Origin of the sequence: Mesorhizobium sp. BR1-1-3 (assembly GCF_020165455.1) — a bacterium.
Lineage (GTDB): Bacteria > Pseudomonadota > Alphaproteobacteria > Rhizobiales > Rhizobiaceae > Mesorhizobium > Mesorhizobium ciceri.
The window spans coordinates 21,886-42,760 of sequence record NZ_JAIUIC010000025.1 but is presented as its reverse complement, the minus strand read 5'-3'; the positions used below and the strand labels follow the sequence as shown (position 1 = coordinate 42,760).

Annotated in this window: 21 protein-coding genes; 9 read left to right on the top strand and 12 right to left on the bottom strand. The window is 63.9% G+C overall.

All coding sequences use genetic code 11. The annotated features are described in order from the left end of the window. Positions 1–250 precede the first annotated feature (250 nt). The 7 genes from phnY to LB559_RS32000 all read left to right on the top strand — a co-directional run bounded on the left by phnY (position 251) and on the right by LB559_RS32000 (position 8,265). On the top strand, positions 251–1,708 hold the full coding sequence (gene phnY, locus LB559_RS32030) for a phosphonoacetaldehyde dehydrogenase (RefSeq protein ID WP_224675849.1): 1,458 nt from the start codon (positions 251–253) through the stop codon (positions 1,706–1,708). A 72-nt stretch (positions 1,709–1,780) separates the two neighbouring features. Next, positions 1,781–3,139 carry an aspartate aminotransferase family protein gene (locus LB559_RS32025; RefSeq protein WP_063167535.1) on the top strand — a complete coding sequence of 453 codons (1,359 nt, stop codon included), beginning with the start codon at positions 1,781–1,783 and terminating at the stop codon, positions 3,137–3,139. Between the two features lie 2 nt (positions 3,140–3,141). Beyond that, the gene (locus LB559_RS32020; RefSeq protein ID WP_224675848.1) at positions 3,142–4,152 is read left to right on the top strand and encodes a C-terminal binding protein; all 1,011 of its coding nucleotides are present in this window, start codon (positions 3,142–3,144) and stop codon (positions 4,150–4,152) included. Between the two features lie 255 nt (positions 4,153–4,407). Then, positions 4,408–5,439 (top strand): 2-aminoethylphosphonate ABC transporter substrate-binding protein, encoded by a 1,032-nt coding sequence (locus LB559_RS32015; RefSeq protein WP_013533035.1) that lies wholly within the window; start codon positions 4,408–4,410, stop codon positions 5,437–5,439. A gap of 29 nt (positions 5,440–5,468) precedes the next feature. Further along, positions 5,469–6,614, top strand: coding sequence for an ABC transporter ATP-binding protein (locus LB559_RS32010; protein ID WP_224675847.1), 1,146 nt, complete (start codon positions 5,469–5,471; stop codon positions 6,612–6,614). Next, positions 6,607–7,464 (top strand): 2-aminoethylphosphonate ABC transporter permease subunit, encoded by an 858-nt coding sequence (locus LB559_RS32005; protein WP_224675846.1) that lies wholly within the window; start codon positions 6,607–6,609, stop codon positions 7,462–7,464. The genes LB559_RS32010 and LB559_RS32005 overlap by 8 nt, the downstream gene beginning before the upstream one ends. Positions 7,465–7,467: 3 nt before the next feature. Next, positions 7,468–8,265 carry an ABC transporter permease subunit gene (locus LB559_RS32000; protein WP_013533032.1) on the top strand — a complete coding sequence of 266 codons (798 nt, stop codon included), beginning with the start codon at positions 7,468–7,470 and terminating at the stop codon, positions 8,263–8,265. Between the two features lie 14 nt (positions 8,266–8,279). Here LB559_RS32000 and LB559_RS31995 read toward each other — a convergent pair whose 3' ends face one another. The 8 genes from LB559_RS31995 to LB559_RS31960 form a co-directional block, all read right to left on the bottom strand. Continuing rightward, positions 8,280–8,735: a MaoC/PaaZ C-terminal domain-containing protein gene (locus LB559_RS31995; protein ID WP_027163926.1), complete on the bottom strand. Its 456-nt coding sequence runs from the start codon at positions 8,733–8,735 to the stop codon at positions 8,280–8,282. Continuing rightward, positions 8,732–9,808 carry a Gfo/Idh/MocA family protein gene (locus LB559_RS31990; protein WP_224675845.1) on the bottom strand — a complete coding sequence of 359 codons (1,077 nt, stop codon included), beginning with the start codon at positions 9,806–9,808 and terminating at the stop codon, positions 8,732–8,734. Before LB559_RS31990 ends, LB559_RS31995 begins: the two co-directional genes overlap by 4 nt. Further along, positions 9,801–10,130: an L-rhamnose mutarotase gene (locus tag LB559_RS31985; RefSeq protein WP_063171549.1), complete on the bottom strand. Its 330-nt coding sequence runs from the start codon at positions 10,128–10,130 to the stop codon at positions 9,801–9,803. Before LB559_RS31985 ends, LB559_RS31990 begins: the two co-directional genes overlap by 8 nt. A 9-nt stretch (positions 10,131–10,139) precedes the next feature. Then, on the bottom strand, positions 10,140–11,252 hold the full coding sequence (locus LB559_RS31980; RefSeq protein WP_063167541.1) for a mandelate racemase/muconate lactonizing enzyme family protein: 1,113 nt from the start codon (positions 11,250–11,252) through the stop codon (positions 10,140–10,142). 5 nt (positions 11,253–11,257) lie between these two features. Further along, positions 11,258–12,355 carry an ABC transporter ATP-binding protein gene (locus LB559_RS31975; RefSeq protein WP_224675844.1) on the bottom strand — a complete coding sequence of 366 codons (1,098 nt, stop codon included), beginning with the start codon at positions 12,353–12,355 and terminating at the stop codon, positions 11,258–11,260. Between the two features lie 4 nt (positions 12,356–12,359). Then, positions 12,360–13,226 (bottom strand): carbohydrate ABC transporter permease, encoded by an 867-nt coding sequence (locus LB559_RS31970; protein WP_063171551.1) that lies wholly within the window; start codon positions 13,224–13,226, stop codon positions 12,360–12,362. Positions 13,227–13,228: 2 nt separating this feature from the next. Next, positions 13,229–14,125, bottom strand: a complete 897-nt coding sequence (locus LB559_RS31965; RefSeq protein ID WP_013533025.1) for a carbohydrate ABC transporter permease — start codon at positions 14,123–14,125, stop codon at positions 13,229–13,231. 135 nt (positions 14,126–14,260) lie between these two features. Next, the gene (locus LB559_RS31960; protein WP_224675843.1) at positions 14,261–15,580 is read right to left on the bottom strand and encodes an ABC transporter substrate-binding protein; all 1,320 of its coding nucleotides are present in this window, start codon (positions 15,578–15,580) and stop codon (positions 14,261–14,263) included. A 169-nt stretch (positions 15,581–15,749) separates the two neighbouring features. Between LB559_RS31960 and LB559_RS31955 the strand changes: the two genes are divergently transcribed. Both LB559_RS31955 and LB559_RS31950 read left to right on the top strand, forming a co-directional pair. Continuing rightward, a complete protein-coding gene (locus LB559_RS31955) occupies positions 15,750–16,535 on the top strand; it encodes an IclR family transcriptional regulator (RefSeq protein WP_013533023.1) in 786 nt (261 codons plus the stop codon). A 65-nt stretch (positions 16,536–16,600) separates the two neighbouring features. After that, complete coding sequence (locus LB559_RS31950; RefSeq protein ID WP_224675842.1) at positions 16,601–17,440, top strand: amidohydrolase family protein; 840 nt, start codon at positions 16,601–16,603, stop codon at positions 17,438–17,440. A 9-nt stretch (positions 17,441–17,449) separates the two neighbouring features. Here LB559_RS31950 and LB559_RS31945 read toward each other — a convergent pair whose 3' ends face one another. Genes LB559_RS31945 through LB559_RS31930 form a run of 4 tightly spaced genes read right to left on the bottom strand, consistent with a single transcriptional unit; the run spans position 17,450 to position 20,858 of the window. Continuing rightward, positions 17,450–18,421 (bottom strand): ABC transporter permease, encoded by a 972-nt coding sequence (locus tag LB559_RS31945; protein ID WP_224675841.1) that lies wholly within the window; start codon positions 18,419–18,421, stop codon positions 17,450–17,452. A 1-nt stretch (position 18,422) separates the two neighbouring features. Next, positions 18,423–19,373, bottom strand: a complete 951-nt coding sequence (locus LB559_RS31940) for an ABC transporter permease (RefSeq protein WP_013533020.1) — start codon at positions 19,371–19,373, stop codon at positions 18,423–18,425. Continuing rightward, positions 19,370–20,128 carry an ATP-binding cassette domain-containing protein gene (locus LB559_RS31935; protein WP_063167545.1) on the bottom strand — a complete coding sequence of 253 codons (759 nt, stop codon included), beginning with the start codon at positions 20,126–20,128 and terminating at the stop codon, positions 19,370–19,372. The genes LB559_RS31940 and LB559_RS31935 overlap by 4 nt, the downstream gene beginning before the upstream one ends. Continuing rightward, positions 20,121–20,858, bottom strand: coding sequence for an ATP-binding cassette domain-containing protein (locus tag LB559_RS31930; protein WP_013533018.1), 738 nt, complete (start codon positions 20,856–20,858; stop codon positions 20,121–20,123). Before LB559_RS31930 ends, LB559_RS31935 begins: the two co-directional genes overlap by 8 nt. Between the last annotated feature and the right edge of the window lie 17 nt (positions 20,859–20,875).

The window sequence follows — 20,875 nt, the reverse complement described above, 5'->3', positions numbered from 1 at the left end:
TCCTCAATGCAAAAGCACGCGATGCGCGCAACGAGTTCGCGAGTGCAACTTGACACCCCAGATAGTCGCTCTCCCCCGATCGACGGGGGAGAGGAAAGGCGCCAGGGTTAGCCGCGGCTTAGCCTGAAAACGTTGAGGCACTGACCTCGCCTGATTTCCTCTCCCCCGTCGATCGGGGGAGAGGTGGCCCGAAGGGCCGGAGTGGGGGTCGACCCCGCGGCGTACCCAAGAATCTGCTGGAGCAGAACCCATGACCAAGCTCGACCCCGCCATCAAAGTTCGCCACGAGCCGATGCGCATCGCCGGCAGACGAGTCGATGCCGACGGCGTCGTCGAGGTGCGCTACCCCTGGAACGACACCGTCATCGGCACCGTTCCGGCCGGCCGCGCCGATCACGCCCGCCAGGCGTTCGAGATCGCCGCCGGCTACAAATCGAAGCTGACCCGCTACGAGCGCCAGCAGATCCTGTTTCGCACGGCGCAAGCGCTGGCCTCGCGCCGCGAAGAAATCTCCGATCTGATCACGCTCGAGCTCGGCATCTCCAAGACGGACTCGCTCTATGAGGTCGGCCGCGCCTATGACGTGTTCACGCTGTCGGCGCAGATGTGCATCCAGGATGACGGGCAGATCTTCTCCTGCGACCTCACCCCGCACGGCAAGGCGCGCAAGATCTTCACCACCCGCGAGCCGTTGAAGGCGATCTCGGCGATCACGCCGTTCAATCATCCGCTCAACATGGTCTCGCACAAGGTGGCGCCGGCGATCGCCACCAACAATTGCGTGGTTGTCAAGCCGACCGAACTGACGCCGATGACCGCACTTCTCTTGGCCGACATTCTCTATGAAGCCGGCCTGCCGCCGGAGATGCTGTCGGTGGTGACCGGCTGGCCGGCCGATATCGGCAACGAGATGATCACCAACGAGAACATCGACCTGATCACCTTCACCGGCGGCGTGCCGGTCGGCAAGATGATCGCCCGCACCGCCGGCTACAAGCGCCAGGTGCTGGAGCTCGGCGGCAACGACCCGCTGATCATTCTCAACGATCTATCGGACGAGGATCTGGCAAAGGCGGCGGACTTGGCAGTGGCCGGAGCGACGAAAAACTCCGGCCAGCGCTGCACCGCGGTCAAGCGCATCCTCGTCCAGGAAAGTGTCGCCGACCGTTTCGTGCCGCTGGTGCTGGAGCGGGCGAAGAAGATCCGCTTCGGCGATCCGATGGACCGCGCGACCGACCTTGGCACCGTCGTGAACGAGAAGGCGGCGGCGCTGTTCGAAGCCCGCGTCCACATGGCTGCCGAGCAAGGCGCCGACATTCTCTACAATCCGGGCCGCCAGGGCGCGTTGCTGCCGCCAATCGTCGTCGATCGCGTGCCGCATACATCCGAGCTGGTCATGGAAGAAACCTTCGGGCCGATCATCCCGATCGTGCGTGCGCCGGACGATGACGAGGCGTTGATTGCGCTCTCCAACTCGACCGCCTTCGGCCTGTCGTCGGGCGTCTGCACCAACTCTTTTCCGCGCATGCAGAAATACATCGCCGGCCTTCAGGTCGGCACCGTCAACATCTGGGAAGTGCCGGGCTATCGCATCGAGATGTCGCCCTTCGGCGGCATCAAGGATTCGGGCAATGGCTACAAGGAAGGCGTCATCGAAGCGATGAAGAGCTACACCAATGTGAAGACATTTTCGCTGCCCTGGTCCTGACCGGACGGCATTGACGGATAGAACAATCGAGGGAGCGTTCGCCGCTCCCTCATTCGCATTTCGGAGACCATGATGGCCGCGATATCTGAACTTGTGCACACCGAAGGCGATTCCAACACCACAGCGGCTCGCGGTCGCTGGGATGCCGGGCAGGGCGATCCGCGGATCCGCGGCCTGCTCGATCGCGACGCGGCCGCCTTCATGCACCAGAGCCTGTCCAGCCCCTGTTTGTCGACGATCGCCAAGGCGCAAGGCATCTGGATCGAGGACACCGCCGGTCGCCGCTTCATGGATTTCCACGGCAACAGCGTCCATCACCTCGGCTATGGCCACCCGAGGCTTGTGGCCGCCATCAAGAAGCAGCTCGATCAGCTCTGCTTTGCGCCGCGCCGTTTCACCTGTGAGCCCGCCGTCGAACTGGCCGAGAAGCTGGCGGCATTGGCGCCCGGCAATCTCGGCAAAGTGCTGTTCACCACCGGCGGCTCGGACGCCATCGAGGTCGCGCTGAAGATCGCCCGCGCCGCGACCGGCCGCTTCAAGACGGTGTCGTTCTGGGATGCGTTCCATGGCGCCGGCTTTGGCGCAGCAAGCGTTGGTGGCGAGGCGACCTTCCGCTCGCACATATCAGGCCCGATGATGACCGGCACCGAGCACGTCGCGCCTTGGGACGGCTATCGCTGCCCCTATGGCCACGATTCCCTGGAAGCATCGGGCCTCGCCTGCGCCAACATGATTGCCTACGTCCTTGGCCGCGAGCAGGACGTGGCGGCGGTCGTCGCCGAACCGATGCGGGCGACGCCAAACCCGCCGCCGCCGGGCTTCTGGAAGCGGGTGCGCGAGGCCTGCGACCGGCACGGCACGCTCTTGATCTTCGACGAGATCCCGACCGGCCTTGGCAAGACCGGCAAATTCTTCGCGCACGAGCATGATGATGTGACGCCTGACATCGTCGTCCTCGGCAAGTCGCTCGGCGGCGGCGTCCTGCCGATCGCCGCCATCATCGCGCGCCGCGATCTCGACGTCACCGGTGGCTTCGCGATCGGCCACTACACCCACGAGAAGAACCCGGTGACGACCCGCGCCGCATTGACGACGATCGACATCATCCTGGAGGAAGGGCTGGTCGAGCGCGCGGCCGAACTCGGTCGGCACATGCTAGGGCGCATGCAGCACCTGATGGCGCGCTCGCCCCATGTCGGCGACGTCAGGGGCAGGGGACTGATGGTCGGCGTCGAGCTCGTCGAGGATCGCGATACGCGCCAGCCGGCACGCGATCTCGCCGAGCGCGTCTTCTATGCTTGCCTTGAACAGGGGCTGAGCTTCAAGATCAGCCAAGGCAACGTGTTGACGCTGTCGCCGCCGCTGGTCATTTCGAAAACCGACCTCGACGGCGCGCTCGACATCGTCGAGCGCACGGTGCTGGCGGCCTGACCGTGAAGGCCGTGCGCACCGACCGCGAACTCGAATGTCCCGGCATCGACGCCGGCTTGCGGGCGAGGGGGGTCGAACTGGTGACGCTGCCGGACGGCATCCCCGAAGCTGATCTCATGCAGGCCGTTGCGGACGCCGATCTTTTGCTGATGTGCTACACGCCGATCACCGCACGGGTGATCGAGGCGGCTCCCAGATTGAACGGCATTGTCAAATATGGCGTCGGCGTCGATGCCATCGACATCCCCGCCGCGATGCGGCGTGGCATTCCCGTTGTCAACGTGCCGGATTATGCTGAGGAAACCGTCGCCGAAGGCGCCTTCGCGCTGATGATCGCGCTGGCCAAGCGGCTGCCCTCCATCACCGCGGCGGTGTCACGTGATGGTTGGATCTGGCCCGAGCAACGCTGGCTGGGGCGCGACATGTCCGGCGCCACGCTTGGGCTCGTCGGCTGCGGCAAGATCGGCCGCAGCATGGCGCGCATGGCAGGCCAAGGATTTCACGCGCGCGTTCTCGGCTTCGATCCCGGTGTCGATGTCGCAACCATGCGCACCGCCGGCATCGAGAAGGTAGAAGACCTCCACGTCATGCTGCGCGCCTGCGATTTCGTTTCCCTCCACTGCGTGCTGAACGACAGGACGCGCGGCTTGATTGGTGAAGCCGAGCTCGCTTGCCTGAAGCCTTCAGCTATCGTCGTCAACGTCTCGCGCGGCGCGCTGATCGACGAGGCCGCCCTTGTCGAGGCGATCATCTCGGGGCGCATCGGCGGCGCCGGGCTCGACGTCTATTCGGTCGAGCCGCTGGCCAAATCGGGCCATCCGATGAGCGCGCTGTTCGGCCGCGACAACGTCATCCTGTTTCCGCATCTCACCTTCTTCACGCAGGGGGCCATGCGCCGGCTCGAAGACGACACGCTCGCGCGCTGCTTCGAAATTCTCGAAGGCCGGCCGGTTACCGTTCGTTCGTTCGACCCGCGGCTGCGGGCGCAGACATCTGGGGTTTCATTCGGCTGACCATCACCATCTCTGCCGCCAATCGCGGGCCTTCCGCGAGGCCGGAATCGAAGCCAGGCCAGCGTTGCGACAGTTCCATGACAACTATCAGGTAAAATTTGCCTCTCATAAAATAAATAGATTTTACTTATCGATCCTCAGTCCCCAAAGTCGGCACAACGACGAGATCGAACGGTGCCGCATAAGGCTCCGGCCTACAGGCGAGATCGTCACAGTGCATCGCAGAATGTGCCATCAATCACAGGGGAACTGAGCATGAAATCGCAAAAGGCAACCATAGCTATGGCCTTCGCCGCGTCGCTGTTGGCGTCGTCGGCTCTTGTCGGACCGGCACTCGCCGACGGCGTCGTCACCATCTATTCCGCCGACGGCCTGCATGACGGCAATGGCAGCTGGTTCGAGACCGAATTCGCCGCCTTCACCAAGGCCACCGGCATCACCGTGCAGTATATCGAGGCAGGTTCCGGCGGCGTCGTCGAGCGTGTCGCCAAGGAAAAGTCGAATCCGCAGGCCGACGTGCTGGTGACCTTGCCGCCCTTCGTGCAGCGGGCCGCGGCTGACGGCCTGCTGCAGGACTACAAGCCGGAAGCCGCCGACCAGATCGATGGCGGCACAGACAAGTACCGGCCGCTGGTCAACAACTATATGAACTTCATCTACAACAGTGCCGTCCTGCCGGAAGCGCCAAAGGCCTACAACGACCTGCTCGACCCGAAGTTCAAGGGCAAGATCCAGTATTCTACCCCCGGCCAGGCCGGTGACGGCACCGCCGTCATGCTGCAGATCATCCACGCCTTCGGCAGCGAGGATGCCGGCTTCGAGTTCATGAAGAAGCTGCAGGACAACAATGTCGGCCCCTCCGCTTCGACCGGCAAGCTGACCGCGCTGGTCAACAAGGGTGAGCTGCATGTCGCCAATGGCGATCTGCAGATGAACATGTCGCAGATGGCCGACAATCCCAATATCAAGGTGTTCTGGCCGGCTGGACCTGACGGTGTGCGCTCCACCTTCGCGCTGCCCTATGAAATCGGCCTGGTCACCGGCGCACCCAACGCAGACAACGGCAAGAAACTGATCGACTTCCTGCTCTCCAAGGAAGCCCAGTCGAGCATCAGTTCCGTTGCGCTCGGCATGCCGGCTCGCAAGGACGTCAAGCCGGATGACGCCAACTTCGCCAAGGCGCAGGAGGCGATGAAAGGCGTGACCATCTGGTCGCCGAACTGGGACGACGCGCTGAGCAAGCTGCCCGATTATGTCAAGCGCTGGAACGAAGCGACCGGAAGTTGATCCGCAAGGGAAACCCGGAGGACCACGCCATGTCGGCCGCAGCCTTTACTGGTACCAGTGTCATGGACATCGACGCCGCGAAGGTTCGCGGCGCCGGCTCCAATGTCCATTTCGACAAGGTCAGCGTTGCCTATGGCGCGCATGTCGTCCTGCATCCGCTGACCCTGGATATCGCACCTGGCGAGATCCTGGCGATGATCGGCCCATCCGGCTCCGGCAAGACGACGGCCTTGCGCGCCGTGGCCGGCTTCGTGCGACCCGCCAGCGGGCGGATCCGCATCGGCGCCACCGATGTGACCGATCTGCCGCCCTACGAGCGCGGCCTCGGCATGGTGGTGCAGAACTACGCGCTGTTTCCACATATGCGGGTCGAGGACAACGTTGCCTTCGGCCTCAGAGCACAGGGCGCCAACAAGGCGCTGATCGGCGAGCGGATCAAGGATGCGCTGGGCACTGTCGGCATGTCGGCCTATGCCCGGCGCTATCCGCGCGAGCTTTCGGGCGGCCAGCAGCAGCGCGTGGCGATTGCGCGTGCCTTGGCCGTGCGGCCGCGTGTGCTCCTGCTCGACGAGCCGCTCTCGGCGCTCGACGCCCAGATCCGCCGCAACATGGTCGAGGAGATTGCGCGGCTGCACCGCAGCCTGCCCGGCCTGACGATCCTCTATGTCACCCACGACCAGACCGAGGCGCTGACGCTTGCCGACAAAATCGCCATCATGCGCGACGGCAGGGTCTGTTCGCATGGACCGACGACCGAACTCTACCGCCGCCCGCCAAACCGTTTTACGGCCGAGTTCCTCGGCCGCGCCAATCTTCTTCCGGTAACGGTTGCCGAGGCCGTCGGGTCGAAGGGATTTGCCACGGCAAGGCATGGTGACGCGCTGCTGACCGGCGCCGGCCGCAACGAGAAGGCCGGCGACAAGAGCCTGCTCTGTATCAGGCCGCAGCATCTCAGCCTGACCGCCGACAGCGACCATACCAACCGCATCGTGGGCACGCTCCAGGAAGTGCACTGGCAGGGCGAACTGACCCATCTCGTGCTCGACGTCGACGGCACGCCGGTGCGTGTCTCGGCGACCAGGCTGCCGATCGCCTTGCCCGAACCCGGCGCCAAGGTGCCGCTGTTCTTCGCGCCCGCCGACACCTCGCTTCTCCCGGAAGACGCCGGTGTCTGAGGCCGTCACACTTCGCGCGCCGGCGTTTCGGAGGGAACCCGGCAAGCTCTGGATAGTGCCACCGGCGGCCCTGCTGGCGCTGCTGTTCTTTTATCCGCTGGCGCTGATCGCCCGCCAGGCCTTCCTCGACGACAGCGGCGTCGCCAATGTCGCCGAAGTCATCCGCGTGCTGCGTTCGCGCTTCTTCCTCAACGCGCTGATCAACACGGTATCGATCTCGGTCGCGGCGACAGCCGGATGCCTGGTCGTCGGCCTCGTGCTGGCGCTGATTCTGGCCTTCGTGCCGTTCCCCGGCAGCGGCTTCATCGCCCGGCTGATCGATACTTTCATCGCGCTGCCGACATTCCTGGTGACGCTTGCCTTCACCTTCCTCTACGGCTCCGCCGGCATGCTCAATGCCGGGCTGATGGAGACCTTTTCGCTGCCGCTGCCGCCCGTCGATTTCCTCTATTCCGCGTGGGGTGTGATCCTGGCCGAGGTCACTGTCTACACACCCTTCATCCTGCGGCCGCTGCTCGCCGCCTTTTCGCTGGTCGACCGTGGCCAGATCGAAGCGGCGAGCGTGCTCGGCGCGCGGCCGTTTCGCATCGTTCGCCAGGTGATCCTGCCGGCGGCAATCCCGGCACTCATCGCCGGCGGCAGCCTCTGCCTGTTGTTGACCGTCAACGAATTCGGCATCGTGCTGTTCATCGGCGCCAAGGGCGTCATCACCCTGCCGCTGCTGATCTACGGCAAGGCGATCCAGGAATCGGCCTATCAGGTCGCCTGTATCATCGCCGTCGTCAACATCGCGCTGTCACTCGGCCTGTTTGGCCTCTACCGTTTCGCCGCCGGCCGGTTGGGAGCCTAGCCTATGCTGGTCTGGTCACGCTCCGGTCGTCTTGTCCTGTGGGTGCTCTTCGCACTGATCTTCGGCGTGCTGTTCCTGGCGCCGCTCGCGGTCATCCTCCTGTCCAGCCTCGCCGACCAGTGGAACGGCGTGCTGCCCAACGGCCTGACGACGGAGCACTACACCGATGTCATTTCCGGTGCCGCCGGCAGAGCGGTCAAGGCCAGCCTGGTCACCGGCTTCCTGGCCAGCGCGCTGGCGCTGGTCAGCGGCACCTGGGCGGCCCTGTCGCTGCGCCTCCAGGGCCATGCCTTGCGGCGGCTGCTCGGCCTTTTGTTCTTCATCCCAAGCGCGGTCCCTTCGGTGTCTGTCGGCCTTGGCCTGCTGGTTGCCTTCAGCCATCCGCCGCTGCTGCTCAACGGCACGATCGCGATCGTCATGATCGCGCATTTCGTGCTGATCTCGGCTTTCACCTTCGGCAATGTCTCGGCTGGACTGGCGCGGCTTTCGCCCGACTTCGAGCAGGTGGCATCGAGCCTCGGCGCTCGCCCGGCCTACCGGCTTTGGCACGTCACACTGCCCTTGCTCGCACCCTATCTGGTCGCCGCCTTCGGTCTCAGTTTCGCGCTGTCGATGGGGGAACTCGGCGCCACCGTCATGGTCTACCCGCCGGGTTGGGTGACGCTGCCGGTCTCGATCTTCAGCCTTACCGATCGCGGCGACATCTTTGCCGGCGCGGCACTGACAATGATCCTGGTCGTGGCGACGCTGGTTCTCTTGCTCGGGCTGGAGCGCATTACCAAGCGCGCTACCGGCTCGTAGGACTTTCCCGAGTCTCAGCCCTGCGCCGGCCTGCGTTCGACGATGTAGATGTGGTCTGCCGCCAGCACCACGTCGCCGCGCTGGTTGATCACCTCGCACCGCTCGATCACCCGTCCTGAACCCGGCCGCTTGGGATCGTCTTCCTTGACCGCGATGGTGGTGCGCGTGCGGATTGTGTCGCCGATGAACACCGGCTTGATGAAGCGCAGCCGGTCGTAGCCGTAGGAAAAGGCGACAGGGTTGACGACGCTCGCGGTCAGCCCGATGCCGACCGAGAACACCAGCGTGCCATGCGCGATGCGCTGGCCGAATGGCGTCGTCTTCATGTACTCGGCGTCCATATGGTGCGGAAAGAAATCGCCAGTGTGGCCGGCATGGACGATGAAGTCGGTCTCGGTGATGGTGCGGCCGCTTGTTAGGCGCGACGCGCCAATCTCGTAATCCTCGAAATATTGGATCTGTTCCATCAGGGTCTTTCCGCGATCGGTGTCGCCGGTGCCGCGCTCGACTGGTAGGCGGCCTCGACCAGTGCCATCGTGTTCCAGGCATCTTCGACGGGGCTTATCAGCGTATCATCTTCTCCGGCCGCAAAGCGCTGGACATTGGCCATGCGGCCGACGAAGGCATCGGGAAACCACTCGCCGGCCAAGGGCACGGCGATCCAGTCCGTTCCGCCCTTCGGATGGATTTCCAGAATGTCCGGTTCGCCCTGGGGATAATCGAGGTTGAGACCCAGCTTGAGATAGGCGGCACCCTCTGTGCCGCAGATGCGGAACTCGCAGGCCTGATGCCGGCGACCGAATTTGTGGTCGTGGTTGATCGACAGCGCGCAACGCACGGTGTCGCCATAGTCGAGAATGGCGCTGGTGCGCGTCTGCGCCACCTTATGGTTGGGATGGCCGAGTGTCTTGGCGTGCACGCCTCTGGGGTCGCCGAGCAACTGCCGGATCAGGTCGAGATAGTGGATCGAATGCATGGCGATCTCGACGCGCGGCGCCTTGAGCAGGAATTCCCAAAGCTCCCATGGTGTCGCCAGCGCCAGCCAGGCGTCGAAGTCGACGATCTCGCCGAGCCAGCCCTTGCCGATGGCATCCTTCAGCGCCAGCATCATTGGCGCGAAGCGCAATTGGAAGTTCACCGCCGCGTGCAGCCTCCTGGCGCGGCAGATTTCGAGGATCGCGGTCGCCTCGGCAAGATTGCTGCCCATCGGCTTCTGGATCAGCGCCACCGCGCCGTCAGGCAAGGACTTCAGCACATCGGCATGATGCGACGGCGGGGTGGCAAGGTCGAAGATCGCGCCCTCGACAGCAGTCGCTTCTTCGACCGAGCCAAAGGCCGTCACGCCCCATTGGCTGGCCAGCTTTTCAGCCCTGGCATGATCAGGATCATAAAGCCCGGCAACCGGAAAGCCGGCCTTCCGGTAGGCTGGGAAATGCGCGTCGCCGACGATCGATCCCGCGCCGAAGGTGACGATCGGCCGGGGTCTTGAGGGTTTTGGCCAGGATTGAACGAGCAAGGCAGGGTCGAAGCCGCCTTCAGTCATGATGGAAGACCTCATCCATCTCGGCCCACCACTCGCCCTCCTGGCGGGTCGCCAGCGGCTCCTGGCAGGGCATGCAGACGGCCCACCATTCCTGCGTCTTCGGGTCGGCCGCCATCTTGGCCATGTCGGCGGCATAGTCGGTGCCGTGGTATTCAAAATAGGAAAACAGCAGGTTCTCCGGCCGCTTCAGGTAGATCGAATAATTCTTGATGTTGCAGGCCGAGATCATGGTCAGCACGCCGGGCCAGACGGCGGCATGGAGGCGGACATACTCCTCGACCTTTTCCGGCTTCAGTCCGAGAATCATCCCCATCCGCTGCATATCAGTCTCCTATTTCGTGATCGCCGTGGTGAATTCGGCGATGCTCATGGCCTTGACCGCGTCCCAGTCCCAATCGATGCCGATTCCCGGTTCGTCGGGCGCCAGCGCCTGGCCATCTTCGATGCGCATGCGCTTGCCGGTCAACTGGTCGAGCTGCGGAATGTACTCGACATATCGGCCGTTCTGAACAGCGCAGGTCAGGCTGACATGCAGTTCCATCAGGAAATGCGGGCAGACCGGAATGTCGAAGGCCTCTGCCGCGTGCGCAATCTTGAGCCAGGGCGTGATGCCGCCGATACGGCCGACATCGACCTGCACGATCGAGCAGGCGCCTTTCTGCATGTACTCGCGAAAATGGCGGAGGGAGTAGAGCGACTCGCCGATGGCGATCGGCGTCGGCGTCGAGTTCGACAATCGCACATGCCCGTCGATGTCGTCTGCCGGCAGCGGTTCCTCGATCCAGGCGAGGTCGAGCTCACGCAGTCGCGCCGCGCGCCGGATCGCTTCGTCGACCGAAAACCCCTGATTGGCGTCGGTCATGATCTCGTAGCCGTCGCCGACCGCCTTGCGCACCGCCGACAGGCGGGCAAGATCCTCCGACCCGTGCGGCCTGCCGATCTTGACTTTCGAGCCGCGAAATCCCTTCGCCTTGGCGGCCAGCGCATCGTCGACCAGCGCCTGCGTCTCGATGTGCAGCCAACCGCCTTCGGTGGTGTAAAGCGGACAACGATCCTTGGCGCCGCCGGCCAGTTTCCACAAAGGCAGGTTTTGCTTCTTGGCCCGCAGATCCCAGAGTGCTGTATCGATGGCGGCGATCGCGATGGCGGTGATCGCCCCGATGGTCGTGGCATGGGTGGCGAATTCGAGATCGTGCCAGATCGCCTCGATCATGTCGGGATCGCGGCCGATCAGGCGCGGCACCAGATGGTCCGAGAGCAGCCGCATCACCGACGAACCGCCGGTGCCGATCGTGTAGCTGTAACCGGTGCCGACCGCACCGTCGGAATCGGTGATCGTGACGATCGGCGTTTCCTGGCTGACGAAGCTCTGGATCGCGTCGGTGCGCTTGACCTTGGGCACAAGGTCCACCATGCAAAGGTCGACTTTCTCGATTCTGGCCATGCCGATCAGCTCCGCAATGTCTTTCCGGTCTCAGTGGCAAACAGATGCGCCTGCGACATGTCGAGGCTCATGGCGACCCGCTCGCCCGGCCGCAGTGGCCTCGGGTTCAGCATGCGCGACACCCAGTCCGTACCGTTGAATTCGACGAACACCAGCGTCTCGTTGCCGAGCGGCTCGGTGACCGTGATCGGCAGTTCGATCTGGTGGACGTCTGCCGCGCCACCGGAACTGATGCCATGGCCGGTCGGATAGATGTCGTCCGGCCGCAGCCCGAACACGATCTTGTCGCCGGTGGTGACATTGGCCTTGAACTGAGCGGGCAGCGGCAGTCTTTCGCCACTGGCGAAAACCATCTGGCCGTCATCGATCGTCGCCTCGTGCAGATTCATCGGCGGTGAGCCGATGAAGCCGGCGACGAAGCGCGTCGCCGGCCGCCGGAACACCTCGTCGGGCGTGCCGACCTGTTCGATATGACCGTCGCGCATGATGACGATGCGATCGGCAAGCGTCATCGCCTCGACCTGGTCGTGGGTGACGTAGATCACTGTCGACTGCACCTTGGCATGCAGCTTCTTGATCTCGGTGCGCATCTGCGTGCGCAATTTGGCGTCGAGATTGGAAAGCGGTTCGTCGAACAGAAACACATCGGGGTCGCGCACGATGGCGCGGCCCATCGCGACGCGCTGGCGCTGACCGCCGGACAGTTGCGACGGGCGGCGGTCGAGCAACGTGTCGAGGCCGAGGATGGCCGAGGCCTCGGCGACGCGGCGGTCCATGTCTTCTTTGGCGGCGCCGGCGATCTTCAGGGAGAAGCCGAGATTCTCGCGCACCGTCATGTGCGGATAGAGCGCATAGGATTGGAACACCATCGAGATGTTGCGCGAGCGTGGCGGCAAATCGTTGACGATGCGTCCGCCGATCTCGATCGAGCCGGCGCTGATTTCCTCCAGCCCGGCGATCATGCGCAGCGTCGTCGACTTGCCGCAGCCGGACGGGCCGACCAGCGCAATGAACTCGCGGTCGGCAATGTCGAGATCGATGCCGTGCACGATCCCAATAGTGCCGTAGCGCTTGGTCAGCTTGGTGAGGGTAACGGTTGCCATGGGATCAGCCTTTCACCGCGCCGGAGGTCAGGCCGCCGACAAGGTGTTTCTGGACTATGTAGGTGAGGGTGAGCGCCGGGATGATCATCACCACGGCCAGCGCGCACATGCCGCGCCAATCGATGGTGAACTCGGCCGTGTAGTCGAGCAGGCCGACCGGCAGCGTCTTGGCGCTCACCGAGCGGGTCAGCTGCGAGGCCAGCGCGAACTCGTTCCAGCAGGTCAGGAAGGCGAAGATCGCGGCCGACGCAATGCCCGGTCCGGCGAGCGGAAACTCGACCTGCCAGAACGCCTGCCAGCGGGTGCAGCCATCGATCTGCGCTGCTTCCGCGAGGTCCTTGGGCACCTGGCGGAAGAAGCCGTCGATCAGCCAGATGGTGAACGGCACGTTGAGCGCGACATAGGCGAGGATCAGCCCGAAATGGGTGTCGATGATGCCGAGCCGCACATAGAGGAAGAACAGCGGCAGCGAGAGCGCGATGCCCGGCACGGTGCGCGTCAGCATCAGGCCGAGGAAGACGCTCGATTTGCCGCGAAATCGATAACGCGCGAACGCATAGCCGCCGGCCATGCCGATGGCCACGGCAATCACCGTCGAGGTCACCGAGATGATCAGCGAGTTGCGGAAATATTCGATCACCGGGATGCCGCCCTTGCCGATGCCCGAGAACATCGCGACATAGGCGTCGAACGAGATCTCCTGCGGGATCCAGACCGGCGGCTTTGCCATGATCTCGACCGTCGGCCGCAGCGACGACAGCACGATCCACAGGCCCGGCAGGCAGATGGTCAGCATCGCCAGGAACAGGCCGATGCGATAGACGATGCCGAGCAGCCGGCGCTTCAGGCGAGCGGAAGAATTCTCATCCATCCTCACCACTCCGCACCGATCTGCGTGCGCGCCGCGGCGAGCTTGTTGAAGAAGTAGACGGTGAAGGCGATCGACAGCAGGATCGAAAAATAGGCCATGGCGTTGGCCATGCCCATGCGCCCGTCGCTGTAGGCGGTGCGGGCCACCAAGGTCCATAGCAGTTCGGTGCGGCCCGCCGGTCCGCCATCGGTCATGATCTTGACGATGTCATAGGCGCGCGCCACGTCGAGCGAACGGATGGTCATGGCGATGTAGGCGAAGGGCATGACGAATGGCCACGTCACATAGCGGAATGTCTGCCACGGCGTGCAGCCGTCGACCCGCGCCGCCTCGATCGGCTCCTTGGGCATGGCGAGCAGGCCGGCGAGGATCAGGATGGCGAAGATCGCCGTCGACGACCAGATCTCGGCGATCGAGATGGCGATGAAGGCGAGATGGCCCTCGATCAGCCACGGTATGGCGTCTCGCGTGATGCCGAGCGACTGCAGCGCATTGTTCACCAGGCCGATATTGTCGTTGAACATGAACTTGAATTGGAAGCCGACCAGGATCGGCGAGAACATCATCGGAAACATCATCAGCGTGCGCAGGATGCGCTGGCCGCGCGTCGCCTTCTCGACGAGCATGGCGAGGCCGAGTCCGAGCAGCATTTCGAGATTGAGCGCGATGGTCAGCAGCAGAACCGTGCGACCGAAGGCCCACCAGAAGTCGGTGTTGGACAGGATCGAAAGATAGTTCCGGATGCCGATGAAGACGTAGAACGTTTCGGGCCGCGTCAGGCGGAACGGGGTGAAGCTCGAATAGAGCGACAGAAGCAGCGGCACCACCACCACCGCCGCCAGCACGATCATGGCCGGAAGCAGCAGCAGGAATGGCGCGGATGGCTTGAAGCCCTTCATCAGAATCCTTGAGTGTTTGTATTTGGACGGCGGTGCGTTGGCTGGGCGCGAAGGGTTAGCGTAAACCGCTGGCATCCCGCGCAACGCGATCGCCTCCCCCATTGCTGATGGGGGAGGCAGCCCTGGGAGCCGTTGCTAGAGCTTGCCGGCGTCCTGGAGGATTTGTGTCGCCTTGGCGGCGGCTTCATCCAGTGCCTGCTTCGAGGTCTTGTCGCCGAGGATCGCCGCCTGCAGCTCGGGATAGACGGCGTTCGAGATCTCGATCCATTCAGGCGTCTGCGGCACGGCGAAGGCGTGCTTGGCCTCTTCCTGGAAAGCGGTAAGAACCTCCTTCTTGTAAGGATCGTTTTCGGCCTGCTTCAGGTCCCAGTCCCAGACCGCGGTGCGGGTCGGCAGCGGACCGGCGGCGGCCTCGAGCTTCTGGCTGTCCTCGTTGGTCAGCCACCAAACCAGGGAAGCCGCGGCCTCCTTGTTCGGGCAGTTCTCGGTCACCGAGAAGCCATGGAAGCCGGACCAGCCGGTGCGCTTGCCGGACGAACCCTTCGGCGCGACTTTGACGCCGACATTGCCGGCGACCTTCGACGACTTCGGATCGTTGAAGAAGCCGGCCCAGCCCGGCCAATCCAGGTTGATGGCGACAGTGCCGGACGCAAAGCCTTGGCCGAGATCGTCCCAGAGATAGTTGGTGGTGCCGGCCGGCACGGCCTTGGCCTTGTAGAGGTTGACGAACCAGTCGAGCGCCCGGATGCCGGCCTCGGAGTTGAAGACCGGCTTGCCGTCCTTATCGAGATATTCGCCGCCCTCGGCGACGACCATCTCGTAGAAGCGGCCGTTGATCGCCTCTTCCTTGCCGGCGAACTGGGTGCCGTAGAAATTGGGCGGGTTGGCGAAGAACTCGGCCTGGTCGGTGACTTCCTTCCAGGTGTCCGGCGGCACCAGGTCATAGCCGTATTTCGCCTTGAACTTGGTCTTGTTGTCGGCGTTCTCGTACAGGCTCTTCTGGTAGTAGAGCGCCGAAACGTCGAACTGCGCACGCGGCAGCATCTCCAGCTTGCCGTCGATGGTTGCCGCCTTGATCGTCGACGGCACGAAGGCGTCGATCTCTTCCTTCGGCAGCAACTTGCTGAGGTCGGTGTAGAGGCCGGTATATTGCGGCGCGAAGGAGGAATGGTTCCAGCCGACGCACCAGTTGGTGCTGCCCGAGGCGATGTCCGACTTGAGCTCCTTGTCGATGTCGAAGCCGTTCTTCTTGGTCAGGATGTTGACCTTGGCGCCAGTCGCCTTCTCCCATTCCGGGATCCGTTCGTAGAGCTTTTCATATTGCTGGCCGCCGATCAGCTTCACGTCGACGGTCACGCCTTCGAACTTGCCGGGCAGGTCGCCGGCAAGAGCAGCGCCTGCACCTGACGCGAGCAACAATGCGCCGGCGCACACGCCGGAAAGCAGTCTGTTCATTGGTATCCTCCCTTGGCGCCGCCTTCGCGGCGACCGCAACTCGTCTGATGACAAGAAGTGCTACATTCATATACAAACAAAACATTCATAGACACGTCAAGGCGAAATTTGTTTCCGCCGCGCACGTTCCTGCGTATATGAAGGGCGAAATTCACTGGAGGATGAGCCCATGGACGACAGCGAAGACGAGCGCTATCGCGCGCCGGCGCTCGACAAGGGGCTCGATATCCTTGAACTGCTGGCGGGCGTCGACGGTGGCCTGACCCAGGCCGAAATCGCCAAGAAACTCGACCGCAGTCCCAACGAATTCTATCGCATGCTGGACCGGCTGGTGCGGCGTGGCTACGTCACGCGCCTCGACGGCGACCGCTATTCGCTGACGCTCAAGCTGTTCGGCCTGGCACAGTTGCACGCGCCGGTACGGCGGCTGGTCTCCTATGCGACGCCGCTGATGCGTGAGCTTGCCGAGACATCGCAGCAGGCCAACCAACTCGTTGTTTTTGATCGTGGTTCTGCCGTCGTCATCGGTCAGCAGGAAGCACCGAACTACTGGGGCATATCGATCCGGGTCGGCTCCCATATCAGTCTATTCGATACCGGCTCGGGACATGTGCTGCTCGCCTTCCGCTCACCGGAAGAGCGCCAGATGATGATTTCCGAACACGTTCGCAGCACCGACAAGACGGCGCAATCGAGCGAGTTCTTCACCCGTCTCGACCAGATCCGCGACCGTGGCTACGAGATGATGGCTTCGATGCAGACAGCCGGCGTCTTCAACCTGTCGGCCCCGGTGCGCAGTTCCGACGGCAAGGCGATCGCCGCGCTGTCGATTCCCTACATCACGGTGGTCAACGCGCCTTCCGCACCCGATATCACCAGGACAATCGAACTGTTGCTGGCAACGTGTGAAAAGCTGTCGCACCTTGCTGGATCAGCAGTCGGCTCATCGGTGTGAATTCTTATTTGAATGAAGAATTCTCTCGTGAGATGATTTGAAAAACCAGAGGGAGGAGCCTCGCCATGATCATCGACACCCATCTTCACCTCATCGATCGCTCGGCCCTGCGCTATCCCTGGCTCGCCGGCGTGCCGGCGCTCAACCGCGATTTCTCTTATGAAGACTACGCGACGGAGGCGCAGCGTGTCGGCGTCGAGCGCGTGCTGCATATGGAGGTCGATGTCGATCCGGCCGACATCGAAGCCGAGACGGCTCGTGTGGAAGGACTGTCACGGCAGCCCGGCAGCATGCTGGCCGGGGTGATCGCGTCCTGCCGTCCTGAGGAAGGAGACTTCGCGGCCTATCTCGAACGGCAGCGGGCAAACCCGTTCGTAAAGGGCTTTCGCCGCGTCCTTCATGTCGCGCCCGACGAGCTCTCGGAAGGTGCGGTGTTCCGCGACAGCATCAAGCGGCTTGGCGGCACCGGCCTGACCTTCGATCTCGTCGTGCTGCCGCACCAGATTCCCAAGGCTATCGTGCTTGCCGACCTGGCACCCGATGTGACGTTCGTCCTCGACCATTGCGGCGTGCCCGACATCAAGGGCAACAGGGAACATCCATGGCACGAGCATATGAGCGAGATCGCCCGGCGCCCGAATGTCATGGCCAAGATTTCCGGTGTCGTCGCCTATGCCGATGCCGGCAGCTGGACGGTCGAGACGTTGCGGCCGTACGTCGAGCACACCATCAATTCATTCGGCTGGGACCGCGTCGTCTGGGGCAGCGACTGGCCGGTCTGCACGCTAGGCGGCGGCCTGTCGACCTGGGTAGCGGCGACCCATGCATTGCTCTCGGGCTGCAGCATTGCCGAGCGCGACAGGCTGTTGTCCGGCAATGCCCGCAAGCTGTGGCGGCTCGACTGACAGGTCCTTTCAGATGGTTGCCGAGACGTGCCGTTCGCGGCCATAGAGCGAAACCAGCAGCACGATGACGAAGCCGAGCGCGGCCTGCACTGCCGCGGGCTGGAAGCCGAGGCCGATGAGCAGCGTGTTGATCTCGGTCAGCACCAGCACGCCGGCGATCGTGCCGAGATAGCTGCCCCGGCCGCCGACCAGTGCTGCGCCGCCGACGACGACCGCTGCGATGGTCTGGAACAGATAGGGCTGGCCGACATCGCCATAGGCCGAGCCGGTGAAGCCGAGCAGCAGCACGCCCGCGACAGCGGCGAAGAAGGCGCTTGCTGCATAGGTGATGACCCACATGCGAACCGGATCGATCAGCGCCAGCGGCGCCGCTCCCGGATTGCTGCCCAACGCATAGAGCCGGCGGCCATAGGGCGTCCGCTCCAGCACTAGCACGACCAGCGCCGCCAGCACGACCAGGCTTGGCACCAGCCACGGCACCGGCAGCGGGCCGGCCGATCCGCCGATCGAGACGAAGCTGGAAACCGCTTGTGGCGCGGAGCCTGACGGGAAGCCGGCTGTCCACAGCAGCACCAGCCCTTGCACGACCATGCCGATGCCGAGCGTGACGATGAGCGGCTGGATGTCGAGGCTGCGCGAGACCAGCCCGTTCAGCCCGCCGATGACGAGCGCCAGCGCGCCGACCAGGCCGCAGACGAGAAAAAAGTTCCAGCCATCGCCATAAAGCTGCGCCGCCACGACATTGGCAAAGCCGATGACGAAGGGGATCGAAAGGTCAATGCCGCCCATGATGACGACCAGCGTCTGGCCAATCGAGGCCACGGCGAGCAGCGAGGCGAGCACCAGCATGGCCCGTATCGCAAACGGCGCCGAGTAGCCGGGAATGAGAATTGTGCCGGCAAGGTGCAGAAGGGCGGCGACGCAGAAGGCGCCGACGACACGGGCGTTGGTTGTCGCGAAGAGGTTTTGGCGCAAAACCATGTCAGCGTCTCCCCATGGCAAGACGTTCCTGCAGCGCTGTCAGCATCACCGCCAGCACCAGGATCGCGCCGTAGGCGATCTGCAGCACGAAGGTCGAGACGTTGAACGTCGTCAGCACGCTCTGCAGCAGGAAGATGTCGATGGCGCCGATGGCGGCACCCGCCACGCCACCACGGCCGCCGGCCAGGCTGACGCCGCCAAGTGCTACGGCGGCGATGGCGATCAGTGTGTAGGTCGGCCCGATATTGGGATCAGCCGAGCCGATCAGCGCGGTCAGCATCAGCCCGGCGCATCCGCCGAGGATGCCGGTCATGACATAGGCGATGAAGCGCACGCGCGTGACATCGACACCGGCGGTGTAGGCGGCGCGGTCGTCGCTGCCGACCGCCATAAGCTGGTCGTAGTATGGTGTGCGCCGCACCAGCCACCAGGCGACGAGCATCGCCGCCAGCGGCAGCATCGACAGCGAACCGGACAGCGCCTTGAGCCAGGCCGGCGCTGGGCCGATCGGCGCCGGCAGGATTGTCAGCGTCACGCCGGTCAGGATCAGATAGGTGCCGAGCGTGGCGACGATCGGCTGAATGCGCACGATTGTCGCCAGGAAGCCGTTCGCCGCGCCCACCAGCGCGCCGACGAGCAACGCCGCCGGAACGAGCACCAAGGGCGACGAGATGCCGGTGCCGAGGAACAGCACCTGGATCGTCAAAGCGTTGACAAAGCCCATCAATGGCCCGACCGAGATGTCGATTCCGCCACGCCCGGCGAGGATGACAGGCGTGGAGGCGATGGCAGCACCGATCAAGGGCGCCGCCAATCCGACCAGCGCCCCCCAGGAACCCGGCTGGAACCGTCCCGGGCTGAGGATGAGATTGACCGCAAGCAGCACGACCAGCAGCACGACGGCGAAGCCGAAATTTCGTCCAAGGGACAGGAGGCGCGCAACAGGGCTCATGCCGCACGTCCGAACATGGCTGATATCACGCCGTCGGTGGTGAGGGCGTTGCCGGCGATCTCGGCCGCGACTTCATTCTCACGGAACACCAGCACGCGCTGGCACAGGAGAAGAATCTCCTCGATTTCGCTGGACAGGATGACGAGCCCCATGCCGTCGGCCGCCAGCCCGCGAAACACGTCGTAGAGAACATGCCGCGTCGCCACGTCGACGCCACGCGTCGGATCGTTGAGGAGCAGGATCGCGGGCTCCAGCGCCAAGGCCCGCGCCAGCAGCACCTTCTGCTGGTTGCCGCCCGACAAAGTGGTGATCGTGGCATCGGGCCGGGGTGCGGCGATTGACAGTTTTTCGCGGTAGATGTCGTAGCGCGCCTTGCGCGCCGCCGGGCTGATCAGGCCGAGCCGTGTGTCGCGCGACAGAGTCGAAACGGCGAAGTTGTCGAGCACCGACTGCGTCGGGAAAATGCCGTTGGCGCGTCGGTCGCGCGGCAAATAGGCGATGCCGCTGGCGACAGCCTTGCGAAACCCGGTGATCTTACGGGACGCATCCGATGCACCGAGCTCGATCGAGCCGCCATGCGGCGGTTCCAGGCCAGCAAGCATCTTGAGAAACAGCTCCTGGCCATGACCATCGAGGCCGGCAAGCCCGACGATCTCACCCGGAGCGATTGCCTGCGTGATCGGGCTGGCGCCGGGCGCGATGACGAGTTCGCGAACGGCAAGACCACCAAAATCGAGAGCGGTGCGATCAGCCATGCGCAAGCTCCGCGGCGGTACGTGGCGCCATTGTCTTGAGAAGCTCAGCCGGCGTCGAAGCGCCGCGCTCTTCGGTGCGCACCACGCTGCCGCCCCGCAGGATCGAGATGCGATCCGAAAGCGACATCACCTCGTCCATGCGGTGGGTGATGAACAGGATCAGGCAGCCCTCGCCGGCAAGCGCACGCATCAACGAAAAAACGGATTCGCGATCGGCGAAGTCGAGCGCGGCGGTGACCTCGTCGAGGATCAGGATCTTTGGGTTGCGCACGATCGCGCGAGCAAGGACGACCAATTGCTGCGCGGCGAGCGGCAGCAGGCCGGCTGGCATGTCGAGAGGGACGTCGGTGACCGCGAAGCGCTTAAGCGCAGCTTTCGCCCGATCACGGCGCTCGTTGCGGGGCACAGCGCGCCGGACCAGCCCGTCGAGGCCGAGCAGGATGTTGTCGGTCACGCTGCGATCCGGCGCGATCAGCACCTCCTGGAACACCGTGGCGAAGCCTTGCGCCTGGAAGGCCGAGGGGTTGGCGCCCGAGAACGGCTTGCCGTGCAGGAGGATCGCGCCGCTGTCCGGCTGGACGATGCCGGACAACAGCTTGACCATCGTGCTCTTGCCCGAACCGTTCTCGCCCAGGATGGTGTGGATGGTTCCCGCCCGAAACGCGATCGATGCGTCCGCGAGCGCGATCGTCTCGCCATAGCGTTTGGATATGGTTTTGACTTCAAGCATGTCGCATTTCGATGCTG

Bases quoted from the DNA above. Each gene is read 5' to 3' on its own strand.
- phnY (WP_224675849.1), top strand. From the start codon at position 251: ATGACCAAGCTCGACCCCGCCATCAAAGTTCGCCACGAGCCGATGCGC.
- LB559_RS32025 (WP_063167535.1), top strand. From the start codon at position 1,781: ATGGCCGCGATATCTGAACTTGTGCACACCGAAGGCGATTCCAACACC.
- LB559_RS32015 (WP_013533035.1), top strand. From the start codon at position 4,408: ATGAAATCGCAAAAGGCAACCATAGCTATGGCCTTCGCCGCGTCGCTG.
- LB559_RS32010 (WP_224675847.1), top strand. From the start codon at position 5,469: ATGTCGGCCGCAGCCTTTACTGGTACCAGTGTCATGGACATCGACGCC.
- LB559_RS32000 (WP_013533032.1), top strand. From the start codon at position 7,468: ATGCTGGTCTGGTCACGCTCCGGTCGTCTTGTCCTGTGGGTGCTCTTC.
- LB559_RS31990 (WP_224675845.1), bottom strand. From the start codon at position 9,808: ATGACTGAAGGCGGCTTCGACCCTGCCTTGCTCGTTCAATCCTGGCCA.
- LB559_RS31985 (WP_063171549.1), bottom strand. From the start codon at position 10,130: ATGCAGCGGATGGGGATGATTCTCGGACTGAAGCCGGAAAAGGTCGAG.
- LB559_RS31980 (WP_063167541.1), bottom strand. From the start codon at position 11,252: ATGGCCAGAATCGAGAAAGTCGACCTTTGCATGGTGGACCTTGTGCCC.
- LB559_RS31975 (WP_224675844.1), bottom strand. From the start codon at position 12,355: ATGGCAACCGTTACCCTCACCAAGCTGACCAAGCGCTACGGCACTATT.
- LB559_RS31970 (WP_063171551.1), bottom strand. From the start codon at position 13,226: ATGGATGAGAATTCTTCCGCTCGCCTGAAGCGCCGGCTGCTCGGCATC.
- LB559_RS31965 (WP_013533025.1), bottom strand. From the start codon at position 14,125: ATGAAGGGCTTCAAGCCATCCGCGCCATTCCTGCTGCTGCTTCCGGCC.
- LB559_RS31960 (WP_224675843.1), bottom strand. From the start codon at position 15,580: ATGAACAGACTGCTTTCCGGCGTGTGCGCCGGCGCATTGTTGCTCGCG.
- LB559_RS31955 (WP_013533023.1), top strand. From the start codon at position 15,750: ATGGACGACAGCGAAGACGAGCGCTATCGCGCGCCGGCGCTCGACAAG.
- LB559_RS31950 (WP_224675842.1), top strand. From the start codon at position 16,601: ATGATCATCGACACCCATCTTCACCTCATCGATCGCTCGGCCCTGCGC.
- LB559_RS31945 (WP_224675841.1), bottom strand. From the start codon at position 18,421: ATGGTTTTGCGCCAAAACCTCTTCGCGACAACCAACGCCCGTGTCGTC.
- LB559_RS31940 (WP_013533020.1), bottom strand. From the start codon at position 19,373: ATGAGCCCTGTTGCGCGCCTCCTGTCCCTTGGACGAAATTTCGGCTTC.
- LB559_RS31935 (WP_063167545.1), bottom strand. From the start codon at position 20,128: ATGGCTGATCGCACCGCTCTCGATTTTGGTGGTCTTGCCGTTCGCGAA.
- LB559_RS31930 (WP_013533018.1), bottom strand. From the start codon at position 20,858: ATGCTTGAAGTCAAAACCATATCCAAACGCTATGGCGAGACGATCGCG.